Here is a 19,842-nt window from a genome sequence, read left to right on the forward strand (position 1 = left end):
CTCCTTACCGAACTAAATTAAAATCATCCAGTGGCCAGTAACGTAAAAACGCACGGCCGATTATTTTGTCTTTAGGGACAAGACCAATTGTCCGGCTATCTGTCGAATTGTTACGGTTATCCCCTAAGACAAGGTAGTACCCCTCAGGTATCTGGTCGCGACCAGGTTCGATATCATTAATGGTAAAATCATTGGTATATTCATTCAAATCAGTTAAGAAATACTCTTTTTTCTCGCTACCATTAATATACAACTGATTACCTTTATATTCAATCGTCTCACCCGGTAACCCGATAATCCGTTTAATATAATCCTTTTGTTTCGTCGCATGAAAGACGACAATATCAAATCGCTCGGGTTCATCAAAATAATACGATAACCGCTCCATCATTAAAAAATCTTGGTTATGTAAAGTTGGTTCCATTGAATCTCCATCAATAGAAATAGGCATCAATACAAAAGTTCTTATTAGATAGACGGCGAGCACAATTACGAGTACCGTCATCAAATGATTCATTATTTTTCTCATTTTTCTTTCACTCCGCAAGTGACGATTAAACGTCCACATTTACTTTAAGTGTATCAAATATTCATCTATAATAGGGAGATCTTCTCTAAGTTTTCATGAAATTTTCATGTTTGATTTTAGTGGTCGTTTGTACACATGTTTGCCGTTGACCGTTATTTTAGCGTTGAAAAAAGGAGCTTGAAACTTCAAGCTCCTTTTTTGATCGTTTTTCGTTAAATTAGCGGATTTCTTTGATACGTGCAGCTTTACCACGTAGGTTACGTAGGTAATAAAGTTTCGCACGACGTACTTTACCGCGACGCATAACTTCAATCTTATCGACACGTGGTGAATGTACTGGGAAAGTACGTTCAACACCAACACCATAAGAAATTTTACGCACAGTGAAAGTTTCACTAATGCCGCCGTTTTGACGTTTAATAACGACACCTTCAAATACCTGGATACGTTCACGTGTACCTTCGACTACTTTCACGTGTACCTTAACCGTATCACCAGCTTTGAATACTGGGCGATCCTTAATTTGTTCTTTTGTAATGTCTGCAATTAATTGTTGCATGTGTATACACTCCTTCTCCACTCATGTTCATATAAGAAGAATTCTTACAGCGGAACATCGTTTTCACTTAAGCTTCCACTCAAGTCCAACAGTTACTATACCATATTCACGCACTAAAAACAAGGTGTTTAGTCTGTTTTATTGTTTTTTTGTTTAGTTTCTTCTTCGGTTTTTACTTCTTGCAGTAGCGTCTTATCAAGCTTTGATAAAGGGTAGTTATCTAATAAGTCTGGTCGACGGACATATGTGCGTCTGAGCGATTCTTTTTTTCGCCACGCCTCAATCTTTCCGTGATGTCCTGACCGAAGAACTTCTGGTACCTCATAGCCATTGAATTCAGCTGGGCGAGTATAGTGAGGATGTTCGAGTAAACCTGTCGAAAAAGAATCTTCTTTCGCCGAGGCCTCGTTTCCAAGTCCGTCTGGAAGCAGTCTAACAACGCTATCAATCACAACCATCGCACCGAGCTCACCACCAGTTAAAACAAAATCGCCAATAGATATTTCGTCGGTGACAAGATGCTGTCTAATTCTTTCATCATAGCCTTCATAATGGCCACAAATGAAAATCAAATGCTCTTCCTTGGCTAACTCTTCTGCCTTTTGTTGGGTGTAGCGTTCACCTTGGGGACACATGAGAATCACACGCGGGGGTTTAACTTCATTTTTCTCAATCGCCTCAACCGCCCGAAAGATCGGCTGTGGCATTAATACCATGCCTGCACCACCACCATAGGGATAGTCATCCACTTTATTATGCTTATTATCAGCATAGTCTCTAAAGTCAATCGCATTATATTGAAACACTCCATTGTCCTGTGCTTTTTTCATAATCGATGATTGCAACACACCATCAAACATATTTGGAAACAGGGTTAAAATATCAATCTTCATCCGACAACAAACCTTCCATCGGTTCAATTGTGATTTGCTTTTTATCGATGTCAACGTCTGTGACAACGTCCTCAATATACGGAATTAGTAAATCTTTCTTGCCCGTTTGTTGTACAACCCAAACATCATTCGCACCAGGTGATAAAATTTCTTTAATCTCACCGAGGACACGTCCATCTGTCGTTTTAACTCCACAACCTAAAATTTCGTGATAATAATAAGCATCTTCTTCAAGCGGCGTTTGATAGGCTTCTGTTATCTTAAGTAGACTTTCTTTTAATGGTTCTACATCATTAATATTATTGTATTCTTCAAATAAGACCATATCGAACCCCTTATGTTGACGGTGCGATTTGATGGTGACGATTTCTGGCGTATTGCTATCTTTCTTAAATAAGAATAAGCGATTGCCAGGAGTAAAACGCTCATCAAAGTCTGTAATTCTTACGATTTTTACTTCACCTTTAATCCCGTGTGTATTTACAATCTTTCCAACGTTAAAATATGTTGTCATGTCTTCACCTCGTCAATTTATTTTTTCACCTCAAGAACGCGTCTTCGATCGTTATTCAGATTAAAAAACAAATCGTTTACCTACCGTTATTATTTTTCGTTTTTTTGCTTTTATTCTATCCTCACATCACCGTGATTATACAAAAAGCGCCATGATGCAGAAAACAGGGAAAGGTTGCCCTTTTCCCTGTTCTACATGATGTCTAGATAAATACGTTTTTTTGTATCTGTTCCAGCTGCATAAACAATCGTGCGAATTGATTTCGCAATACGACCGTTCTTCCCAATCACCTTACCAACATCCGTATCATTGACCGTAAGATGAAACACAAGCTTGTTGTGCTCTTCTTTAGTGTCAACACGGATATCTTCTGGATGATCAACAAGTGGCGTCACGATTGATGTTATCAAGGCTTCCATGTGATCACACTACCTTATTTTTGGTTTTTTGAGTCGTGGAATTTTTTCATGATGCCTTCTTTAGAGAATAAATTGCGAACAGTGTCTGATGGTTTTGCACCATTAGCCATCCAGTTCATTGCTTTTTCTTCATCTAATTTCACTTCAACCGGGTTTGCTACCGGATTGTATGTGCCGATTTGTTCGATGATACGTCCATCACGTGGCGCACGCGCATCTGCAACTACTACACGATAAAATGGATTACGCTTTGAACCCATACGCTTTAAACGAATTTTTACTGCCATGTTTTTGCACCTCCATTAAAAATGTTTTTCACAAGTTTAGATTCTATCAGATTGTTTGACGTCTGTAAAGTGTTTTTACATTACATAAACGGAAAATTAGGTCCTTTTTTCTTTTTACCCTTCTTCCCGCCTTGTGCACCAGACATTTGTTTCATCATTTTTTTCATTTCATCAAATTGTTTTAAGAGACGATTAACTTCAGAAATTGGGCGTCCAGAGCCCTTCGCAATCCGTTTTTTTCGGCTAGCATTCATCAGACTTGGGTCTTGTCGTTCTTTTTTCGTCATGGACTGAATAATCGCTTCTACATGCACTAATTGCTTGTCATCAATTTGAACATTTTTTAAACCCTTCATCTTGTTAGCTCCCGGTAACATTCCTAAGAGCTCATCAAGTGGTCCCATGCTTTTGACTTGATCCATCTGATCAAGAAAATCATCGAAGGTAAAACTTGCTGAACGCATTTTTTGCTCTAATTCCTTTGCTTTCTTTTCATCAATGTTGTCTTGTGCTTTTTCAATCAAGGACAACACATCACCCATACCTAAAATACGCGAAGCCATTCGCTCAGGATGAAAGGCTTCAAGTTCATCAAGTTTCTCACCCATACCCGCAAATTTAATTGGTTTATCGGTCACAGCGCGAATAGATAGCGCCGCTCCACCACGTGTATCACCATCGAGTTTCGTTAAGACAACGCCAGTAATATCAAGGGTTTGATCAAATGTTTCGGCCACATTCACGGCATCTTGTCCTGTCATCGCATCAACAACTAAGAAAATTTCATCAGGATTAATGTTGGCTTTAATTTGGGTTAGTTCACCCATTAAGTTTTCATCAACATGTAATCGACCCGCCGTATCGATGATGACATAATCTAAATGCTCTTGTTTTGCATGCTCAATCGCTTCATTAGCAATATCAACCGGATTTTTCTCCGTTCCTTGACTAAAGACCGGAATCCCAAGTTGATTACCGACCGTTTCTAATTGATCAACAGCCGCTGGACGGTAAACGTCACAAGCAACAAGTAGCGGCTTACGGTTATGTTTTTTACGCAATAAATTCCCCAATTTACCTGAGGTAGTTGTTTTACCCGCCCCTTGTAAACCAACCATCATAATCACAGTCGGCGGACGTTCACTGACGGCGATTTTGCTCTGTTCCCCGCCCATAAGTACGGTTAATTCTTCTTTAACAATTTTAATGACTTGTTGGCCAGGCGTTAAACTTTCCATGACCTCCACACCAACTGCTCGTTCTTTAATTTTCTTCACAAAATCTTTGACAACTTTAAAGTTAACATCCGCTTCTAAGAGTGCTAAACGGACCTCACGGGCCATTTCTTTGACATCTTGTTCGGATACTTTCCCTTTTCCGGTCATTTTCTTAATTGTACTTTGCAGACGATCTGCTAAGCCTTCAAATGCCATAGAGAAATCCCTCCTAATCCAATTCTTTTAGCGCGTTAATATCGGTTAATAACGCCTCATCTGTCACTTTACCTTCAAGTGCTCGAATAAGTGCTTGTCGATTCAAAAACTTTTCATATAATTGTAATCGTTCTTCATACGATTCAAGCATCTTTTCTGTTCGCTTAATATTATCATAGACAGCTTGTCTTGACACATCAAAAGTATCAGAAATTTCTCCTAAGGAGTAATCTTCTAAATAGTATAGTTCCATATAACTCCGCTGTTTCGGCGTTAAAAGCGCTTGATAAAAATCTAACAAGAAATTTACTCGCGTCGTTTTTTCTAACATCATCTTGATCACTCCTTGTTAAGTAAAAAAACTTTACATTAAGCATACTAGACGATTACGCGTTGTCCGTCAAGCCTTACTCCTCAGTTAGCATGTCACTAAACAGACCGTAAACAAACGCTTGAGGATCAAATGGTTCGAGGTCGGTCATCTTCTCACCCAAACCAACATACTTCACTGGAATATTTAATTCTTTTCTAATCGCAAGGACAATGCCACCTTTAGCGGTACCATCTAATTTTGTTAAAATAATGCCGGTCACATCTGTTGCTTGTTGGAATTGTTTCGCTTGAATTAATGCATTCTGTCCGGTCGTTGCATCTAAGACGAGCAGTACATCGTGCGGTGCCCCAGGAATTTCTCTTTCGATGACGCGCTTAACTTTACTCAACTCGTTCATTAAATTCACTTTATTTTGTAAGCGTCCCGCTGTATCACAAAGCAGTACGTCAGCCCCGCGTGACTTCGCTGCTTGGATCCCGTCATACATGACTGCCGCTGGGTCACTACCTTCACTTTGTTTAATCACCTCAACACCCACACGCTCTCCCCAGACTGAGAGTTGTTGAATTGCGCCTGCTCTAAACGTATCACCGGCGACAAGCAAAACTTTTTTTCCTTCTTGAGATAGCTGGTAAGCTAATTTACCTATCGATGTCGTTTTCCCTACGCCATTGACCCCAACAAACAGTATCACACTTAGATCATCTTCTTGTAGATTAAGAGGTGACGCCACTTCAAAATCATCACCCGCATAGATCTCAACGAGTTTTTCTGAAATCACATCTTTAAGCTCGCGCGCATCTTTAATATTTTGACGCTTCGCTTCCATTTCTAAATCTTCAACTAATGTCATGACTGTATTTACGCCAACATCTGCTGAAATCAAAATTTCTTCTAAGTCTTCAAAAAACTCTTCATCAACTTTACGATACCTAGCAACAAGGTCATTGAGTTTAGACGAGAACGATTGTCTCGTTTTTGACAAACCTTCTTTATATTTATCTGATACTTCTTCTTTTTCTTTTGTTTGAGTGAATTTATCTTTTAATTTATTTAAAAAGCTCATTTTTCTCCTTCTTTCTTATGCTTCATTTAAAATTGCTGCCGTTTCTTCTAATTTCACTGAAACAAAACGGGAAACTCCTGACTCTTGCATCGTTACCCCGTATAAGACGTCTGCGCCTTCCATTGTGCCTTTCCGGTGGGTAATGACAATGAACTGTGTCTCCTTACTATAATCCTTCAGGTAACGGCTAAAACGCTCGACATTAGCCTCATCAAGCGCAGCTTCTACTTCATCAAGGACACAAAACGGTACCGGTCTCACCCGTAAGATACTAAACAGCAGTGCGATCGCAGTGAGTGCGCGTTCACCTCCTGAGAGTAGAGCTAATTGTTGTGCTTTTTTACCAGGCGGTTGCGCTTTAATTTCAACGCCCGTTCCAAGTAAATCGTCTGGATTGGTTAATTTCAGCTCTGCATGCCCCCCGCCAAATAACTGGTGGAAAACTTCGCTAAAGGCGACTTTAATTTGACTAAATGTTTCTTCAAAACGTTTCTCCATCTCGGTGTCCATTTCGAAAATGACATCATATAACGTTTCTTTTGCTTCAAGTAAGTCTTGTTCTTGATTAGTTAAAAATTCAAATCGTTCATTAATACGATCATACTCGTCAATGGCGCCAAGATTGACAACGCCTAATTCATCGATGTCACGTTTTAACAATTTGACTTTCGACTGATCATCTTCTAATGTCTCTGTTTTCTCTGTTTCACTTCTAAGGCGTTCAAAGCTCAATTCATAGGTTTCTTGCAGATAATTCAATCGGTTTTCTAATTCGACATCTAAACGATTAGCTTTTACTTCTAACCGGGTTTGTGTTTCTTTTTTTGCGCTCAGCTGATTGCGCTCTGTTTTTAATTCTGCTTCCTTCGTTTCAAGTGCTGCTTGTAAGTTTAACCGCTGTTGTCTTTTTTGTTGGATGGTTTCTAACAACGTACCTTTTTCTTTTTCTAACGATTTAAGCGCCTCATCCAATTGCTGTTTTTGCTGTTCATGCATGTCTTTATCTTGATGCATCGCTTCAGCTGCTTTTAATTGTTGAAATGCTTCTAATAATTCCTGTTCTTTAGTTTTAGCCGCTGTTAATTTTTCAAGTTGATATTCGAGCGTCTTCATCTGTTCGGCGTAATCAATATTAAGCTGCTGCAACTGTTGGTCATACGTTTTCCGGTACGTTTCATGATGTGCTTTTTCTTCTTCTAATTGATCAATAGCTGCTTTTACTGAACCAAGCTGTGCTTTTATTTCAGTCAGCTTTTGTTCTGAGAGCTTTCGTTGGTTTTTTAATTGGCTTTGGTCATCATTAAATGTTTGTAGTAACCTTGTATTGTAGCGATAACTTTCTTCTAAGTGCTTTAACTCAAGCACTTTTGCTTTGCGTTCATTTTCTACTTCGGCCAATTGTGTTTTTGCTGTCGTCAGTGTGTCATCTAATGCTTGCTTGTCCGTTTTTAGGGTTTTGTAGGCCTGTTCTTTTGCTTTGATCGATTCGCTATAGGCGTCTGTACGGGTAATGAACGCTGTTAACTTTTCTGTTACTTGTTTCAACTCAGACTCCCGTGAAAATAATGAGGACTGTTGACGTTTCATCGCACCACCTGTCATAGACCCACCAGGGTTGACCAAATCTCCTTCTAGTGTTACAACTCGGTACTTTCTATCAACAATTTTTGCGATTTTGTTTGCATCTGCTAATGTTTTTGCAATCAACGTTTGGCCAAGAAGATATTTCACAACCGGCTGATACGGTTCACTCGTATGAATGATATCACTTGCAACAGCGACAAAGCCCGCTTCATTCGTTAACCGCTCTTGGTACGTCCTTGGCAATGCACGTGGTTTTATTGATGTCAGTGGATAAAATGTTGCCCGCCCTTGATTGTGACTTTTTAAGTAACCAATTGCATCACGCGCTGCTTGCTCGTCTGTCACAATCACGTGTTGAGATTGTGCACTCATCGCCGATTCCAAAGCCATTTGATACTCACGTGGAACATCAATCAGTTCAATCACCGCTCCGTGAACACCAGTTAATGTTTTAGCATCGCGTGCTTTAAGCACTACTTTAACACCTTGATAGAAGCCTTGAAAACTTTCTTTTAATTCCTCTAGCATCTCTTTTTTTGATTCTAACTGATCAATTTGACGCTCAGCGTGGCGACGCTTATCATACATGGCTTGAAGTTCTTTTGCGGCTGTATCTTCTTGACCTTTTAAACTTGACGCCTCATTTGATTTCTGTTCAAGTACATCTTTACGCCTGGCCGTTTCACTCGTTAAGTTGTCTACTTCCTCTTGGAGGGTGTCACATGCTTGTTTTTTGTCACTGACTTGTGCTTTAAAGTCTGACTCCTTAAGAGACAAATTATCATATTCTTTTTCATATGAGTCTCGCGCATGTTTGAGCCGCGCTTCCTCGTTTAACAGCTCGATATAATCACTTTTTTTATCGGCCAGTTGCTGATCAAGATCGTCGACAGACACCGTGAGTTTTTCTTTAATCTCAGCCATTTTTTGTTTTAAATCACGTGTCGTCGTTTGCACCTTACTATAAGTTGCCTCAAGCGCTTGTCTCGACTGTGTTTCGTCATCAAGGGCACACTTGGTTTTATCTTTATCCGCAACAATTTTTTCAAAAGAAGCTTTACTATGTCGTTCACGCTCTAATAATAATTTTTGTTCACCCGACTGTTTTTCAAGTGTCTCTGTGACTTCAAGTAACGTCGTTTGAAGTGCTTGTACTTCTTGGTCAAGTCCATCAATCTGATGATGGACATCATCATTTTTTTGTTCCTGTTGGTCTAAGTTAAGCTGTTGTTGAACGACTTGGTCTTTAAGTCGTTCAATCTCATCAAGTTGTGCTCGCCAATCGGTATGCATCTGATCAATTTCGGTATAAAGCACCTGCTTTTCAATCGCCTCAAGCGCCTCTTTCTTTGCTAAGTAGTCTTTTGCGACTGTTGCTTGTTCTAAAAGCGGTTCACGTTGTTGGTCAATTTCATGAAGAATATCTTCAACTCGGTTTAAGTTTTCTTCTGTTTCTACAAGTTTAAACTCGGCTTTTTTCTTCCGTTGTTTATACTTTAATACCCCAGCTGCTTCTTCAAAGATGACCCGGCGTTCTTCAGCTTTTGAACTCAAAATTTCTTCTACTTTCCCTTGACTAATAATTGAGAAAGCTTCACGTCCTAAGCCAGAGTCTAAAAATAAATCGACGATATCTTTCAGTCTGCAAGCCTCTTTATTTATGTAAAATTCACTTTCACCTGAGCGATACACGCGCCGCGTCACACTTATTTCAATGTAATCAAGTGGTAAGGTCCCAGAACGGTTATCAAGCGTCAATGTCACTTCAGCCATATTAAGAGGCTTACGTGTATCACTCCCTTGAAAAATAATGTCTTCCATTTTAGTTCCACGTAAAGATTTCGCAGATTGTTCACCTAGCACCCAGCGAATTGCATCGGTTACGTTACTTTTCCCGCTACCATTCGGCCCAACTACAGCGGTCACACCTGGGACAAAATCAACATGAATCTTCTCGGCAAAGGATTTAAACCCAACCGATTCTAATTTTTTTAAATGCATAGTGTCGTCACCTTTTCTAATTTAAACCTAAGAGTTTATATACTCCTTGTTTCTTTTTCGCCGACTTTATTTTATCATAGATTAAGGAGAGTTAGAAGATGAGATATAAGGAGGGGAAACAATTGTCAACAAATCAAACACTCGCATCATTACTCGAAACATTACAGGCTAGGTTAAATGTTGTGAATGAGGGGTTATTTAATCCGGAGGATTTTAACCCAGAAAAAATCGATGACTTAGCCGCACTCGTTCAATTTATCAAGTCACGCTCACATTTATCTCTACAGGAAAATGAAGCCGTCATTGCAGAATTAAAAACATTGCGCAAATGAAACATCGCTTGAATCTTTTTTATAACAAAGATTCAAGCGATGTTTTTACATTTTTTAAGACTGATGTAAGTCAAGCGCACGTTTTGCTGCGCGCTGTTCTGATTCTTTCTTCGTTCGACCTTGCCCTTTACCTGATACTTCTTGATTAATTTTTACGTGCGCGACAAATTCGCGGTCATGTGCAGGTCCATGTTCAGCAATAATTTCGTATTCAATTTCAGCATGTTTATTTTGTTGGATTAATTCTTGTAGTTGACTCTTATAATCCAGCCCATGTAAAAAGGCCCCTTCTTTAACTTTGAGATAGACATGCTGTTTTAAAAACGAAACCACAACTTCAAATCCTTGATCGAGATATAATGCCCCAATAAAAGCTTCAAATACATCCGCTAATAGTGCTGGGCGCTTTCTTCCCCCGGTACGCTCTTCCCCTTTACCAAGTAAGACGAATTTATCAAAATGCAATTCTTTTGCAAATTTCACAAGCGCCGGCTCACACACGATTGACGCTCTTAGTTTCGTCAGTTCACCTTCTGCCTTATTTGGAAACTCACGGTAGAGATACTGGGAAATCCCTAACTCTAAAACAGCATCACCTAAAAACTCAAGTCGCTCATTATCTTGATGGATACGATTTTTATGCTCATTCACATACGATGAGTGAGTAAATGCTTGTTCAAGGATCTTCTGATCATGAAAGAAAATCTTTAACTCTTTTTGTAAATCTTTAAAATTCATTCCTTCACCTCCTTTTTTCTCCCTATATTCTATCTTTAATTGTTGAAAAAAGCAAAGGTCTCGTTTAAAAAAACGAGACCTTTGTAATATTTTTTAAGCTTGACTGTCTATGTAATTCACAGCATCAGCTACTGTTTGAATTTTTTCTGCTTCTTCATCAGCAATTTCCATATCAAACTCATCTTCAAGTTCCATCACTAATTCAACAACATCTAGTGAATCTGCTTCAAGATCATCTTTGAAAGATGCTTCAAGTGTTACTTTTTCTTCTTCCACATCTAAACGGTCAACAACAATTTTCTTTACACGATCGAAAGTTTCTGCCATTTGTCATTCACCCCCCTTCAAATCAAATTAGTCTTACATATACATGCCGCCATCAACGGATAATGTTTGTCCGGTAATATAGCTAGCCGCATCAGATGCTAAGAAATAAACAGCATCAGCGACTTGTTTTGGTTCCCCTAGAGCTTTAAGAGGGATTTGATTAAGTAGTAATGTTTTTTGTTCATCCGATAACGCTTCAGTCATATCGGTCGTAATAAACCCAGGTGCCACCGCATTAACGCGAATTTGTTTGGCAGCTAATTCTTTTGCGGCTGATTTGGTCATCCCAATCACGCCTGATTTTGCGGCAACATAATTAATCTGGCCAGGGTTTCCAGAGAGACCCACGATAGAGCTTAAGTTAATAATAGCGCCACCTTTTTGTTTCATCATTGGACGAGCAACAGCTTTCATCATGAGAAAGACACCTTTTAAATTTGTGTCAATCACTGCATCAAAGTCAGCTTCTTTCATCCGCATGAGTAAATTGTCTCGGGTGATACCTGCGTTATTAACGACAACATCAAGCTGCCCGAAAGTATCTACCGTTTTTTTAACCATGTCTTTCACATCAGCCTCATCGGCCACGTTTGCTTGAATGACGAGCGCTTGTTGGTTTAAAGCTTCCACTTCAGCTTTAACCTTTATAGCCTTCTCTTTATTACCATTATAATTAACAACGACATTGTAGCCATTTTTAGCGAAAGTTAGGGCGATTTCTCGACCAATTCCACGTGAAGCACCCGTAATGAGAGCCACTTTAGTCATGATTCATCCTCCTTGTACCAGTCAACGAAGGCGGTTAATGTGTCCTTATCTTCTACTTGAAACACACGCGCCCGCCGATGAATTTTTTTCACTAAGCCTGATAAGACTTTTTTAGTACCTACTTCGACAAAGGCATCAATATCACCGCGGTCTAACAAGTGACGAATACTTTCCTCGAAACGGACTTTGCTATATAGTTGTTCGATTAAACGCTCTTTGATCTCGCTTGGTTTTATTTCTGGTTGCGCTGTGACGTTATGAAGTAACGGTACTTCAGGCGGCAAGACAGCTACACCCGCTAATACTTCGCGAAACTTTTCTGCTTGTGGCTTCATAAATGATGAATGAAAGGGACCACTCACTGCTAAAGGAATCACTCGCTTAGCTCCCTTTTCTTTTAACTGTGGCGTGACCGCATCAATCGCTTCCTTATCACCTGAAATAACAATTTGACCAGGCGAATTAAGATTCGCGATTTCTACTTGATTATTCGTCGTATTTAACACTTCTTCAAGCGCATCCTCAGATAGCCCAAGAACGGCACTCATCCCACCTTTAGCTTCTGGGTCTGCTTGTTCCATCAACAATCCTCTTTGATAAACGAGCGTTGTAGCTTGTTCTAGCGTTAAACTACCACTGGCTACAAGCGCACTGTATTCGCCTAAACTATGCCCTAAAACGGCAACAGGTTCAACACCTTCTGCTTTTAAAACGGCTGCTAACACTCCACTCGTTAAAACGAGAGCAGGTTGAGCGAATTTAGTTTCCGTTAACGCTTCAATCGGACCATCAAACATCAACCCACGCAAATCAAATCCTAGCCATTCATTGGCTTGATCGATGGTTTGTTTCGCGTTTTGGTCATGTTGATACACACTCATGCCCATCCCTAAATTTTGCGACCCTTGTCCTGGAAACATGAAGACAACTCGTTTCATTCGCTCATCTCCACATCGTTCATTGACTGAACGGTAGCAGCAATCGTTTCACTCACGCGGTACTCAACCATGGTCATTGTTTGTTTAATCGCACTATAAATCGCCCGGTCATTTGAAGATCCGTGCGCTTTTACAACAGGTGCTTTCAAACCAAACAAAGCCGCACCACCATACTCAGCGTAATCAAGTTGGTCTTTCAATCCTTTTAAATCTTTCTTTAAGACAGCTGCGGCGAGCTTTGTTTTAAGCGATGACATAAAGGTTACTTTAAGCATTTTAAACATATTCATCGCTGTTCCCTCAACTGTCTTAAGGGCAATATTTCCACTAAAGCCATCTGTAACAACAACATCAGCCACTCCTGAGAGTAAATCACGTGCTTCGACGTTACCGACAAAGTTTATCGGGGCTTGTTTTAACAATTGAAAGGCTTCCTTGGTTAATTCTGTCCCTTTATTATCTTCTGTACCAACATTTAATAAGCCGACGCGGGGTTGTTTGATCCCACGAACTTTCTCAGTATAAATGGATCCCATAATACCATACTGTAATAAATGTTTTGCTTTCGCTTCTACATTCGCTCCGACATCAAGTAAGACAAAGCCTCTTTGATCGATTGTCGGTAACGTTGGACTTAGAGCTGGACGTTCAATGCCTTTAATGCGGCCGACTTGAAATAAACCAGCACTCATCAGCGCACCTGTATTACCTGCTGAAATGCAGGCATCCGCACGTTGTTCTTTCACCTCATTAGCCATTAACACTAAAGAAGCATCTTTTTTTCGTCGCACCGCTTTTACAGGCTCATCGTCGCCTGAGATGACGGTTGTCGTATGAATAATCTCAATCCGTTCCACTGAGGTTAAATATGGTTTAATCTTTGCTTCATCACCGACTAAGATAATGGTTAAATCTTTATGGGCTTTTGTCGCTAACATCGCACCCTTCACAATCGCTTCTGGTGCATGGTCACCACCCATTGCATCTATGACAATTCGCATGAATTTTGCCTCCTACTGTTCCTTCTGACGATACATCGTAAAGTTCCCTTTAAATACGGGCTCACTTTCGACAAAACTTTCGACGACGACATGTGTCCGGTTATGTTTTTCTAACGTTTCAACATGTGCTTTTGCTACTACGCGTTCACCTTGCTTTACTTGTCTGGTGAACTTTATTTCAGCCTTTTCAGTTAAGGCTAGTTCATCATCAATCACAGCCACTGCAAGTGAATTTGCTTGAGCAAATAAATGGTGCCCCCGCGCAATATCATTGCGACTAAACACATGGTCTTTTGTAATATCTAATATTGAAATCGCTCGGTTATCAAGTTCAAGGTCAATAATTTCACCAATAACATCGTCTAGTGGAAGTGCCTTAACGGTTTCATTCCACTGATCCGTCGCGACTGACTTAATTCGCTCACGCAATTCAGGAATCGATAATTCCATTCGATCGAGTCGAATCGTTTGAATGCTGACATTGAAAAAATCAGCTAATGCTTCATCCGTAATAAACGGGGTATCTTCAATTTTATCTTTTAATTTTTCCTGGCGAATCTTCTTTGGTAATCGCATCTTTTCACCACCTATACTTCTGCCGTCTTTTCATCCTATGACTAGGTACTAATAGTAATATATATGACTTTAATAGTTTTTGCAAGCCTAAATTAATCAAATCCTTGTTGATATTGCATTATAATCAAATCAATATGCCGTTTTAATGGTGCATAATCCGCATCTTTATCTAACAGCTCACTATAAATAATGTCACTCGCATCACGTCTCGCCGTCTCTAATGTTCGGTAATCTTCAACTAAATCAGCTAAGCGAAATTCAGGTAACCCACTCTGCTTTCTTCCGAAGAAATCACCTGGACCACGTAATTTCAAATCATATTCTGCCAATTCAAAACCATTGGTCGTTTCCGTCATCACACGCATCCGTTCTTTTCCAACATCGCCTTTTGGATCAGCGATTAAAATACAATAACTCTGCGTATCACTTCTCCCTACCCGGCCACGTAATTGGTGCAGTTGTGAAAGTCCAAATCGTTCCGCATCATAAATGACCATCACCGTCGCATTTGGAACGTTGACGCCTACTTCGATCACGGTAGTCGAGACTAAAAGATCTCGCTCACCTTCAGTGAATGCTTTCATTACAGCTTCTTTTTCATCATTGGTCATCCGACCATGGAGTAAGTCTAGTGATACACGGCTGTCATAATAGACAGCTAACTGCTGGTATAAATCGACCGCATTCTGAATATCCATCTTATCGGACTCTTCAATAAGCGGGGTAACAATATACGCTTGATGTCCTTTATTTACTTCCTTTTCGATAAAGGCTAAAATCCGGTCTAACATATTATCCTTCACCCAAAACGTTTCAACTGGTTTTCGTCCCACTGGCATCTCGTCAATAATCGAGACGTCCATATCACCAAAACTCGTAATCGCAAGTGTCCGTGGGATCGGCGTGGCTGTCATGAATAAGACGTCTGGGTTCATGCCTTTCTCACGCAACACTTTCCGCTGGTTGACACCAAAGCGGTGCTGTTCATCAATGACAACAAATCCTAGCGCATCAAAATCAACTTCGTCTTGAATGAGCGCATGCGTTCCAATCACAACATCGACCTCACCACTGGCTAAACCTGCTAAAATCTCGCGTCGCTTTTTCCCTTTGACTGAACCTGTTAATAAGGCAATATTAAGCTTGTCTTTGAACAACTCACAAAAGCCTTGATAATGTTGTTCGGCGAGTATTTCAGTTGGCACCATTAATGCACTCTGACTACCTGCCGTATGAGTCAAATATATACCAATAGCCGCAACAATTGTTTTTCCTGATCCAACATCACCTTGAAGTAAACGATGCATCCGGTAAGGTGAAATTAAGTCCGTTTCAATTTGTTTGAGAGCTTTTTCCTGAGCCTCTGTTAAGGTAAACGATAGAGCCTCGATGAACTGTTGAACACTTTCATAATCCGGTTGTTTTTTATAACCAGTCGTGCGTTCACGGTCAAACTTTTTAATTGCTTGCAGTTTTAATTGAAACAACAACAATTCATCATAGACGAGGCGACGTTTGGCTTGTTTTAAATGCTTAAAACTTTTCGGAAAATGCATCTGTTTAAGCGCATAAGCTAAAGAAATCAATTTATACTTCGTTCTGTATGTATCAGGTAAAAATTCATCGAGCTGGTCTTCTATTTGTTCAAAGGCTTGCTTGATTAGCTTTTTAAATCGTTTTGACGGTATGATTTGTCTTAATAAGTACACCGGTTCAATCGGCTCATCCGGCCCTTTCTCACCAAGGAAGTGATGCTCTGCCGTTAACTGTTGACGATACTGATCCCACTTCCCTGTTACTGTTACTGTCTTTCCTGCTTGTAGTTGTGCTTTTAAAAAGTGCCGATTAAACATAATGACTTTGACAATGACCTCGCCGACTTGTAGCGGAAACGTTAAGCGAGACTTTTTCTTACCAAAAAAGCTCACTAAACTATCGGCAACGATCGTGCCTTGAATCGTTGCCTTTTGTTCGTGAACCAGTTCACTCAGTGGTAAGATTTGATGATGATCATAACGTGATGGAAAAGTATAAATCAAATCTCGCACTGTGTAGATGTGCAACTGATTAAGTTTTTCTTCTAGTGCTTCGCCCACACCCTTTATTGTCGTCACCTTTTCTTCCAACATCGCTATCAACTCACTTTGTCGTTTGATTTGAGAAAATTTCTCGAGCTAGTCGTTTTCCTGTCGGTGTGGCAGCTAAACCACCTTCTGCCGTTTCTTTAAATGCTACCGGCATCCGCTGACCAACGCGATACATGGCTGAAATAACCTCATCTGTTGGTATAACACTTTCAACACCCGCTAAGGCCATGTCGGCGGATACAATAGCTTGAGAGGCACCTAAGGCATTTCGTTTTACACACGGGACTTCGACAAGTCCAGCTACGGGATCGCATATTAACCCTAACATATTTTTTAGTGTGATACTAAAGGCGTGCGCTGACTGCTCGGGCGTGCCACCCGCCATCTCTACAACCGCGGCCGCCGCCATTGCCGATGCTGACCCAACTTCTGCCTGACAACCCCCTTGGGCACCAGAGATAAAGGCATTATTCGCTACCACTAATCCAAAGGCGCCAGTCGTAAATAGGAATTTTACCATATCTTCTCTCGACGCTTTCAGCCGGTCTTTGACCGCAAATAACACACCTGGCACACACCCGGCACTTCCTGCCGTTGGCGTAGCGCAAACCTTCCCCATAGCAGCATTGACTTCATTTGTTGCCACTGCTTTACTAACAGCATCAAGTAAAATCGGACCCGATAGAGGTTCATGTTCAGTGAGGTACGCGTTTAGTTTCACCGCATCACCTCCAGTTAATCCTGTCACAGATCGCACGCCATCTAGGCCGGACTCAATCGCCTCTTCCATGACCACAAGTTGAGCTTGCATCCGGTTAAACACGTCGTCATAACTCAATTCATATAGTGTCATCTCACGTTCAATCATAATTTCAGCAATTGATGTATCTTTCAGTTCTGCTAGTTCTATTAATTCCTTTACTGTACGAAACATGCTATCTTCCCTTCCCTTTCATCTCTGTCTATATATCTTTCAACCCTACTAACAAACAGTCGGACGTCCTAATAACTAGATTTTAAACCTTAGTCAACGACTTTAGCGAGGCGTAAAATATGTTTAGCTTCCCGTAAAGCAATCTCCACTTCAGGCTCAATATTCTGATCTAATTCAATTGTCATCAGGGCTTCTTTACCGACATCTTTACGATTCACTTCCATTCGGCCAATATTAATTTCGTACCGGGCTAAAATCTCCGTCACGGAGGCAATGGCGCCAAAACGATCGTTATGCATAACTAAAATGGCCGGATGATTACCTGATAAGTTTAAGTTAAAGCCATTTAACTCAACGATTTCAACTTTACCACCACCAATTGATTGACCAACCAGTTCCAAATGATCCGTTGCATTCATCACTTCAATCCTGACCGTATTGGGATGTGAAACAGCCGAATCATCCTCAATAAAATCGATATGTATCCCTTGGTTATGTGCATGCGACAAGGCATCAATGATCCTTTTATCATCTGTATTATAACCTAAAATACCCGCAATAAGTGCAACATCAGTCCCGTGTCCTTTATACGTTTTAGCAAATGAACCATACAAATGGCATTTGACGTAATGAATCTCCGCGGCGAACAAATATCTTGCCGCTCGACCGATCTTAACTGCACCTGCCGTATGCGAACTTGATGGACCTACCATGATAGGTCCTATAATATCAAAAACGGATTGAAATTTCCCCATATCACACGCTTCCCTTCACTTCATAAAAATCAATAATACAAAGAAAAGTGTCTCGAAATTAAGATTCGAAACACTTTCTATCTAAAATCATACTTATTCAACTGAGAAAATATAAGAATAAATCGGTTGTTTACCTTGATGGACTTCTACTTCAAGGTCCTCAAATTGATCTTCTAAATAGTTGACGACTTTTGTCGTTAACGCATCTGTTGCATCTTCACCTTGTAATAGCGTGAAAATCTCATCATCCTCGTCAACCAGCTCCGTTAATAAGGCTTTAATCGTTTCAAATTGATCTTTATTTGAGGCTTTGATTTTACCATCAAATAAGCCCATGAAATGACCGTTCTCAATCGGTAAACCGTCGATTTGTGTATCGCGAACCGCATACGTAATTTGTCCCGTCTTAACAGCTTTAGCACCATTCATCATCTGTTGTTTATTCTCTTCGATACTTACCTCTGAGTTAAACGCCAGTAAAGCACTCATCCCTTGAGGAATCGTTTTTGTTGGTACAACGACAACATCACATTCAGCTAATGCAGCTGCTTGTTCAGCGGCCATGATGATGTTTTTGTTATTCGGTAACACAATCACTTTTTTCGCATGTGCTTTTTCAATCGCTTCTGTAATATCTTTTGTGCTCGGATTCATCGTTTGTCCACCTTGCATGACCACCGTTGTTCCTAAGCTTTCCAATAATTCAGCAATACCCTCACCGACTGAAACAGCGACAATACCGTATTCACTTAGTGGCTTTTTCTGTTCTTTCGATTGGTCTTCATTTACGATCGCACTATGTTGTTCACGCATATTTTCTACTTTAATCATCATAAAGCTACCAAAACGTTGCGCTAAGTTCATCGCTTCACCTGGATACTCCACGTGGACGTGTACGCGAACATAATCATCATCTGAAACGACAAGCAATGAATCACCCATCTCTGATAATTCCGCACGGAATTTTTCTTCATCATACGGACATTCTTTTAACTTATCTGCTTCAAATGCCACCATAAATTCGGTGCAATAACCAAATTCAATCTCTGATGTATCCAAATAATCTTGGTGATGTGATTGATGATGTTCTGCACTCACTAAGTCATCCATTGCAACAGAAGCTACTTCGCGCTCTGGTAAAGCTTCACCTTTTAATGATGCTAAGAACGCTTCATAAATCACAACAAGTCCTTTACCGCCACTATCTACAACACCAACTTCTTTTAAAACAGGTAAAAGTTCTGGCGTATAATCTAGAGACACTTTACTAGCTTTTACAACTTCTTCAAGAAATTCTTCTAAATCGTCTGTTGTTTCTGCAATTTCTAACGCTTTATTTGCGGTATCTTTTGCGACGGTTAAAATTGTTCCTTCAACCGGTTTAATAACTGCTTTATACGCTGTTTTCACGCCACTTTCTAAACCTTCAGCAAATGTTTTTGTCGTTAAAACATCAAGTCCTTCGACCCCTTTACTAAAGCCTCTGAAAAGTTGCGATAAAATAACACCTGAGTTTCCTCTAGCGCCCATTAAAAGCCCTTTAGCAAAAGCACTTGCCACTTCACTAACAGCAGGACTTTTTAGCTTACTTACTTCCTGTGCACCTGATGTCATAGATAAGTTCATATTTGTTCCTGTATCGCCATCTGGCACAGGAAAAACGTTTAATGCATCAATCATATCTGCATTATTTGATAAGTGATCGGCGCCAACTAACACCATTTCTTGGAGCTTATCACCTTCTAGTTGTTTTAATGCCACAATGAG

21 protein-coding genes are annotated in these 19,842 nt (G+C 40.2%); 1 reads left to right on the plus strand and 20 read right to left on the minus strand.

The window, feature by feature from the left end; genetic code table 11:
* Window positions 1-4: 4 nt before the first annotated feature.
* The 10 genes from lepB to smc all read right to left on the minus strand — a co-directional run bounded on the left by lepB (window position 5) and on the right by smc (window position 9,619).
* A complete protein-coding gene (lepB, locus tag BM098_RS01805; RefSeq protein WP_089829780.1) occupies window positions 5-529 on the minus strand; it encodes a signal peptidase I in 525 nt (174 codons plus the stop codon).
* 217 nt (window positions 530-746) lie between these two features.
* Window positions 747-1,088 carry a 50S ribosomal protein L19 gene (gene rplS, locus BM098_RS01810; RefSeq protein WP_089829781.1) on the minus strand — a complete coding sequence of 114 codons (342 nt, stop codon included), beginning with the start codon at window positions 1,086-1,088 and terminating at the stop codon, window positions 747-749.
* Window positions 1,089-1,216: 128 nt separating this feature from the next.
* Window positions 1,217-1,981: a tRNA (guanosine(37)-N1)-methyltransferase TrmD gene (trmD, locus tag BM098_RS01815; RefSeq protein WP_089829783.1), complete on the minus strand. Its 765-nt coding sequence runs from the start codon at window positions 1,979-1,981 to the stop codon at window positions 1,217-1,219.
* The gene (gene rimM / locus BM098_RS01820; protein ID WP_089829785.1) at window positions 1,971-2,495 is read right to left on the minus strand and encodes a ribosome maturation factor RimM; all 525 of its coding nucleotides are present in this window, start codon (window positions 2,493-2,495) and stop codon (window positions 1,971-1,973) included. The genes trmD and rimM overlap by 11 nt, the downstream gene beginning before the upstream one ends.
* A gap of 191 nt (window positions 2,496-2,686) precedes the next feature.
* Window positions 2,687-2,914, minus strand: coding sequence for a KH domain-containing protein (locus BM098_RS01825; RefSeq protein ID WP_089829787.1), 228 nt, complete (start codon window positions 2,912-2,914; stop codon window positions 2,687-2,689).
* A 14-nt stretch (window positions 2,915-2,928) separates the two neighbouring features.
* Window positions 2,929-3,201, minus strand: a complete 273-nt coding sequence (gene rpsP, locus BM098_RS01830) for a 30S ribosomal protein S16 (RefSeq protein WP_089829789.1) — start codon at window positions 3,199-3,201, stop codon at window positions 2,929-2,931.
* An 80-nt stretch (window positions 3,202-3,281) separates the two neighbouring features.
* Window positions 3,282-4,634 carry a signal recognition particle protein gene (gene ffh / locus BM098_RS01835; RefSeq protein WP_089829791.1) on the minus strand — a complete coding sequence of 451 codons (1,353 nt, stop codon included), beginning with the start codon at window positions 4,632-4,634 and terminating at the stop codon, window positions 3,282-3,284.
* Between the two features lie 13 nt (window positions 4,635-4,647).
* Window positions 4,648-4,965, minus strand: a complete 318-nt coding sequence (locus BM098_RS01840; RefSeq protein ID WP_089829930.1) for a putative DNA-binding protein — start codon at window positions 4,963-4,965, stop codon at window positions 4,648-4,650.
* A 76-nt stretch (window positions 4,966-5,041) separates the two neighbouring features.
* Entirely contained in the window at window positions 5,042-6,034 is a 993-nt protein-coding gene (gene ftsY / locus BM098_RS01845) for a signal recognition particle-docking protein FtsY (protein WP_089829793.1), read from the minus strand.
* Window positions 6,035-6,049: 15 nt separating this feature from the next.
* A complete protein-coding gene (gene smc, locus BM098_RS01850; RefSeq protein WP_089829795.1) occupies window positions 6,050-9,619 on the minus strand; it encodes a chromosome segregation protein SMC in 3,570 nt (1,189 codons plus the stop codon).
* Window positions 9,620-9,741: 122 nt separating this feature from the next.
* Here smc and BM098_RS01855 point away from each other — a divergent pair, with 122 nt between their 5' ends.
* Complete coding sequence (locus BM098_RS01855; protein WP_159430083.1) at window positions 9,742-9,951, plus strand: DUF1128 family protein; 210 nt, start codon at window positions 9,742-9,744, stop codon at window positions 9,949-9,951.
* Between the two features lie 54 nt (window positions 9,952-10,005).
* Here BM098_RS01855 and rnc read toward each other — a convergent pair whose 3' ends face one another.
* The 10 genes from rnc to BM098_RS01905 all read right to left on the minus strand — a co-directional run bounded on the left by rnc (window position 10,006) and on the right by BM098_RS01905 (window position 19,836).
* The gene (gene rnc / locus BM098_RS01860; RefSeq protein WP_089829798.1) at window positions 10,006-10,689 is read right to left on the minus strand and encodes a ribonuclease III; all 684 of its coding nucleotides are present in this window, start codon (window positions 10,687-10,689) and stop codon (window positions 10,006-10,008) included.
* A gap of 93 nt (window positions 10,690-10,782) precedes the next feature.
* Window positions 10,783-11,016, minus strand: a complete 234-nt coding sequence (locus BM098_RS01865) for an acyl carrier protein (protein ID WP_062319884.1) — start codon at window positions 11,014-11,016, stop codon at window positions 10,783-10,785.
* Between the two features lie 33 nt (window positions 11,017-11,049).
* Complete coding sequence (fabG, locus tag BM098_RS01870; RefSeq protein ID WP_089829800.1) at window positions 11,050-11,784, minus strand: 3-oxoacyl-[acyl-carrier-protein] reductase; 735 nt, start codon at window positions 11,782-11,784, stop codon at window positions 11,050-11,052.
* Window positions 11,781-12,722 (minus strand): ACP S-malonyltransferase, encoded by a 942-nt coding sequence (gene fabD, locus BM098_RS01875; protein WP_089829801.1) that lies wholly within the window; start codon window positions 12,720-12,722, stop codon window positions 11,781-11,783. Before fabD ends, fabG begins: the two co-directional genes overlap by 4 nt.
* Entirely contained in the window at window positions 12,719-13,723 is a 1,005-nt protein-coding gene (gene plsX, locus BM098_RS01880) for a phosphate acyltransferase PlsX (protein ID WP_089829803.1), read from the minus strand. The genes fabD and plsX overlap by 4 nt, the downstream gene beginning before the upstream one ends.
* Window positions 13,724-13,735: 12 nt before the next feature.
* Window positions 13,736-14,299: a transcription factor FapR gene (gene fapR, locus BM098_RS01885; RefSeq protein ID WP_089829805.1), complete on the minus strand. Its 564-nt coding sequence runs from the start codon at window positions 14,297-14,299 to the stop codon at window positions 13,736-13,738.
* Window positions 14,300-14,391: 92 nt separating this feature from the next.
* Window positions 14,392-16,428, minus strand: coding sequence for an ATP-dependent DNA helicase RecG (recG, locus tag BM098_RS01890; RefSeq protein WP_234987379.1), 2,037 nt, complete (start codon window positions 16,426-16,428; stop codon window positions 14,392-14,394).
* A gap of 10 nt (window positions 16,429-16,438) precedes the next feature.
* Window positions 16,439-17,320 (minus strand): L-serine ammonia-lyase, iron-sulfur-dependent, subunit alpha, encoded by an 882-nt coding sequence (gene sdaAA, locus BM098_RS01895; protein WP_089829808.1) that lies wholly within the window; start codon window positions 17,318-17,320, stop codon window positions 16,439-16,441.
* Window positions 17,321-17,409: 89 nt separating this feature from the next.
* Window positions 17,410-18,075, minus strand: a complete 666-nt coding sequence (gene sdaAB / locus BM098_RS01900; RefSeq protein ID WP_089829810.1) for an L-serine ammonia-lyase, iron-sulfur-dependent subunit beta — start codon at window positions 18,073-18,075, stop codon at window positions 17,410-17,412.
* 93 nt (window positions 18,076-18,168) lie between these two features.
* Window positions 18,169-19,836 carry a DAK2 domain-containing protein gene (locus tag BM098_RS01905; RefSeq protein ID WP_089829811.1) on the minus strand — a complete coding sequence of 556 codons (1,668 nt, stop codon included), beginning with the start codon at window positions 19,834-19,836 and terminating at the stop codon, window positions 18,169-18,171.
* Window positions 19,837-19,842: the final 6 nt, after the last annotated feature.

Source organism: Halolactibacillus halophilus (assembly GCF_900115605.1).
In the GTDB taxonomy this organism is placed as follows: Bacteria; Bacillota; Bacilli; order Bacillales; family Amphibacillaceae; genus Halolactibacillus; species Halolactibacillus halophilus.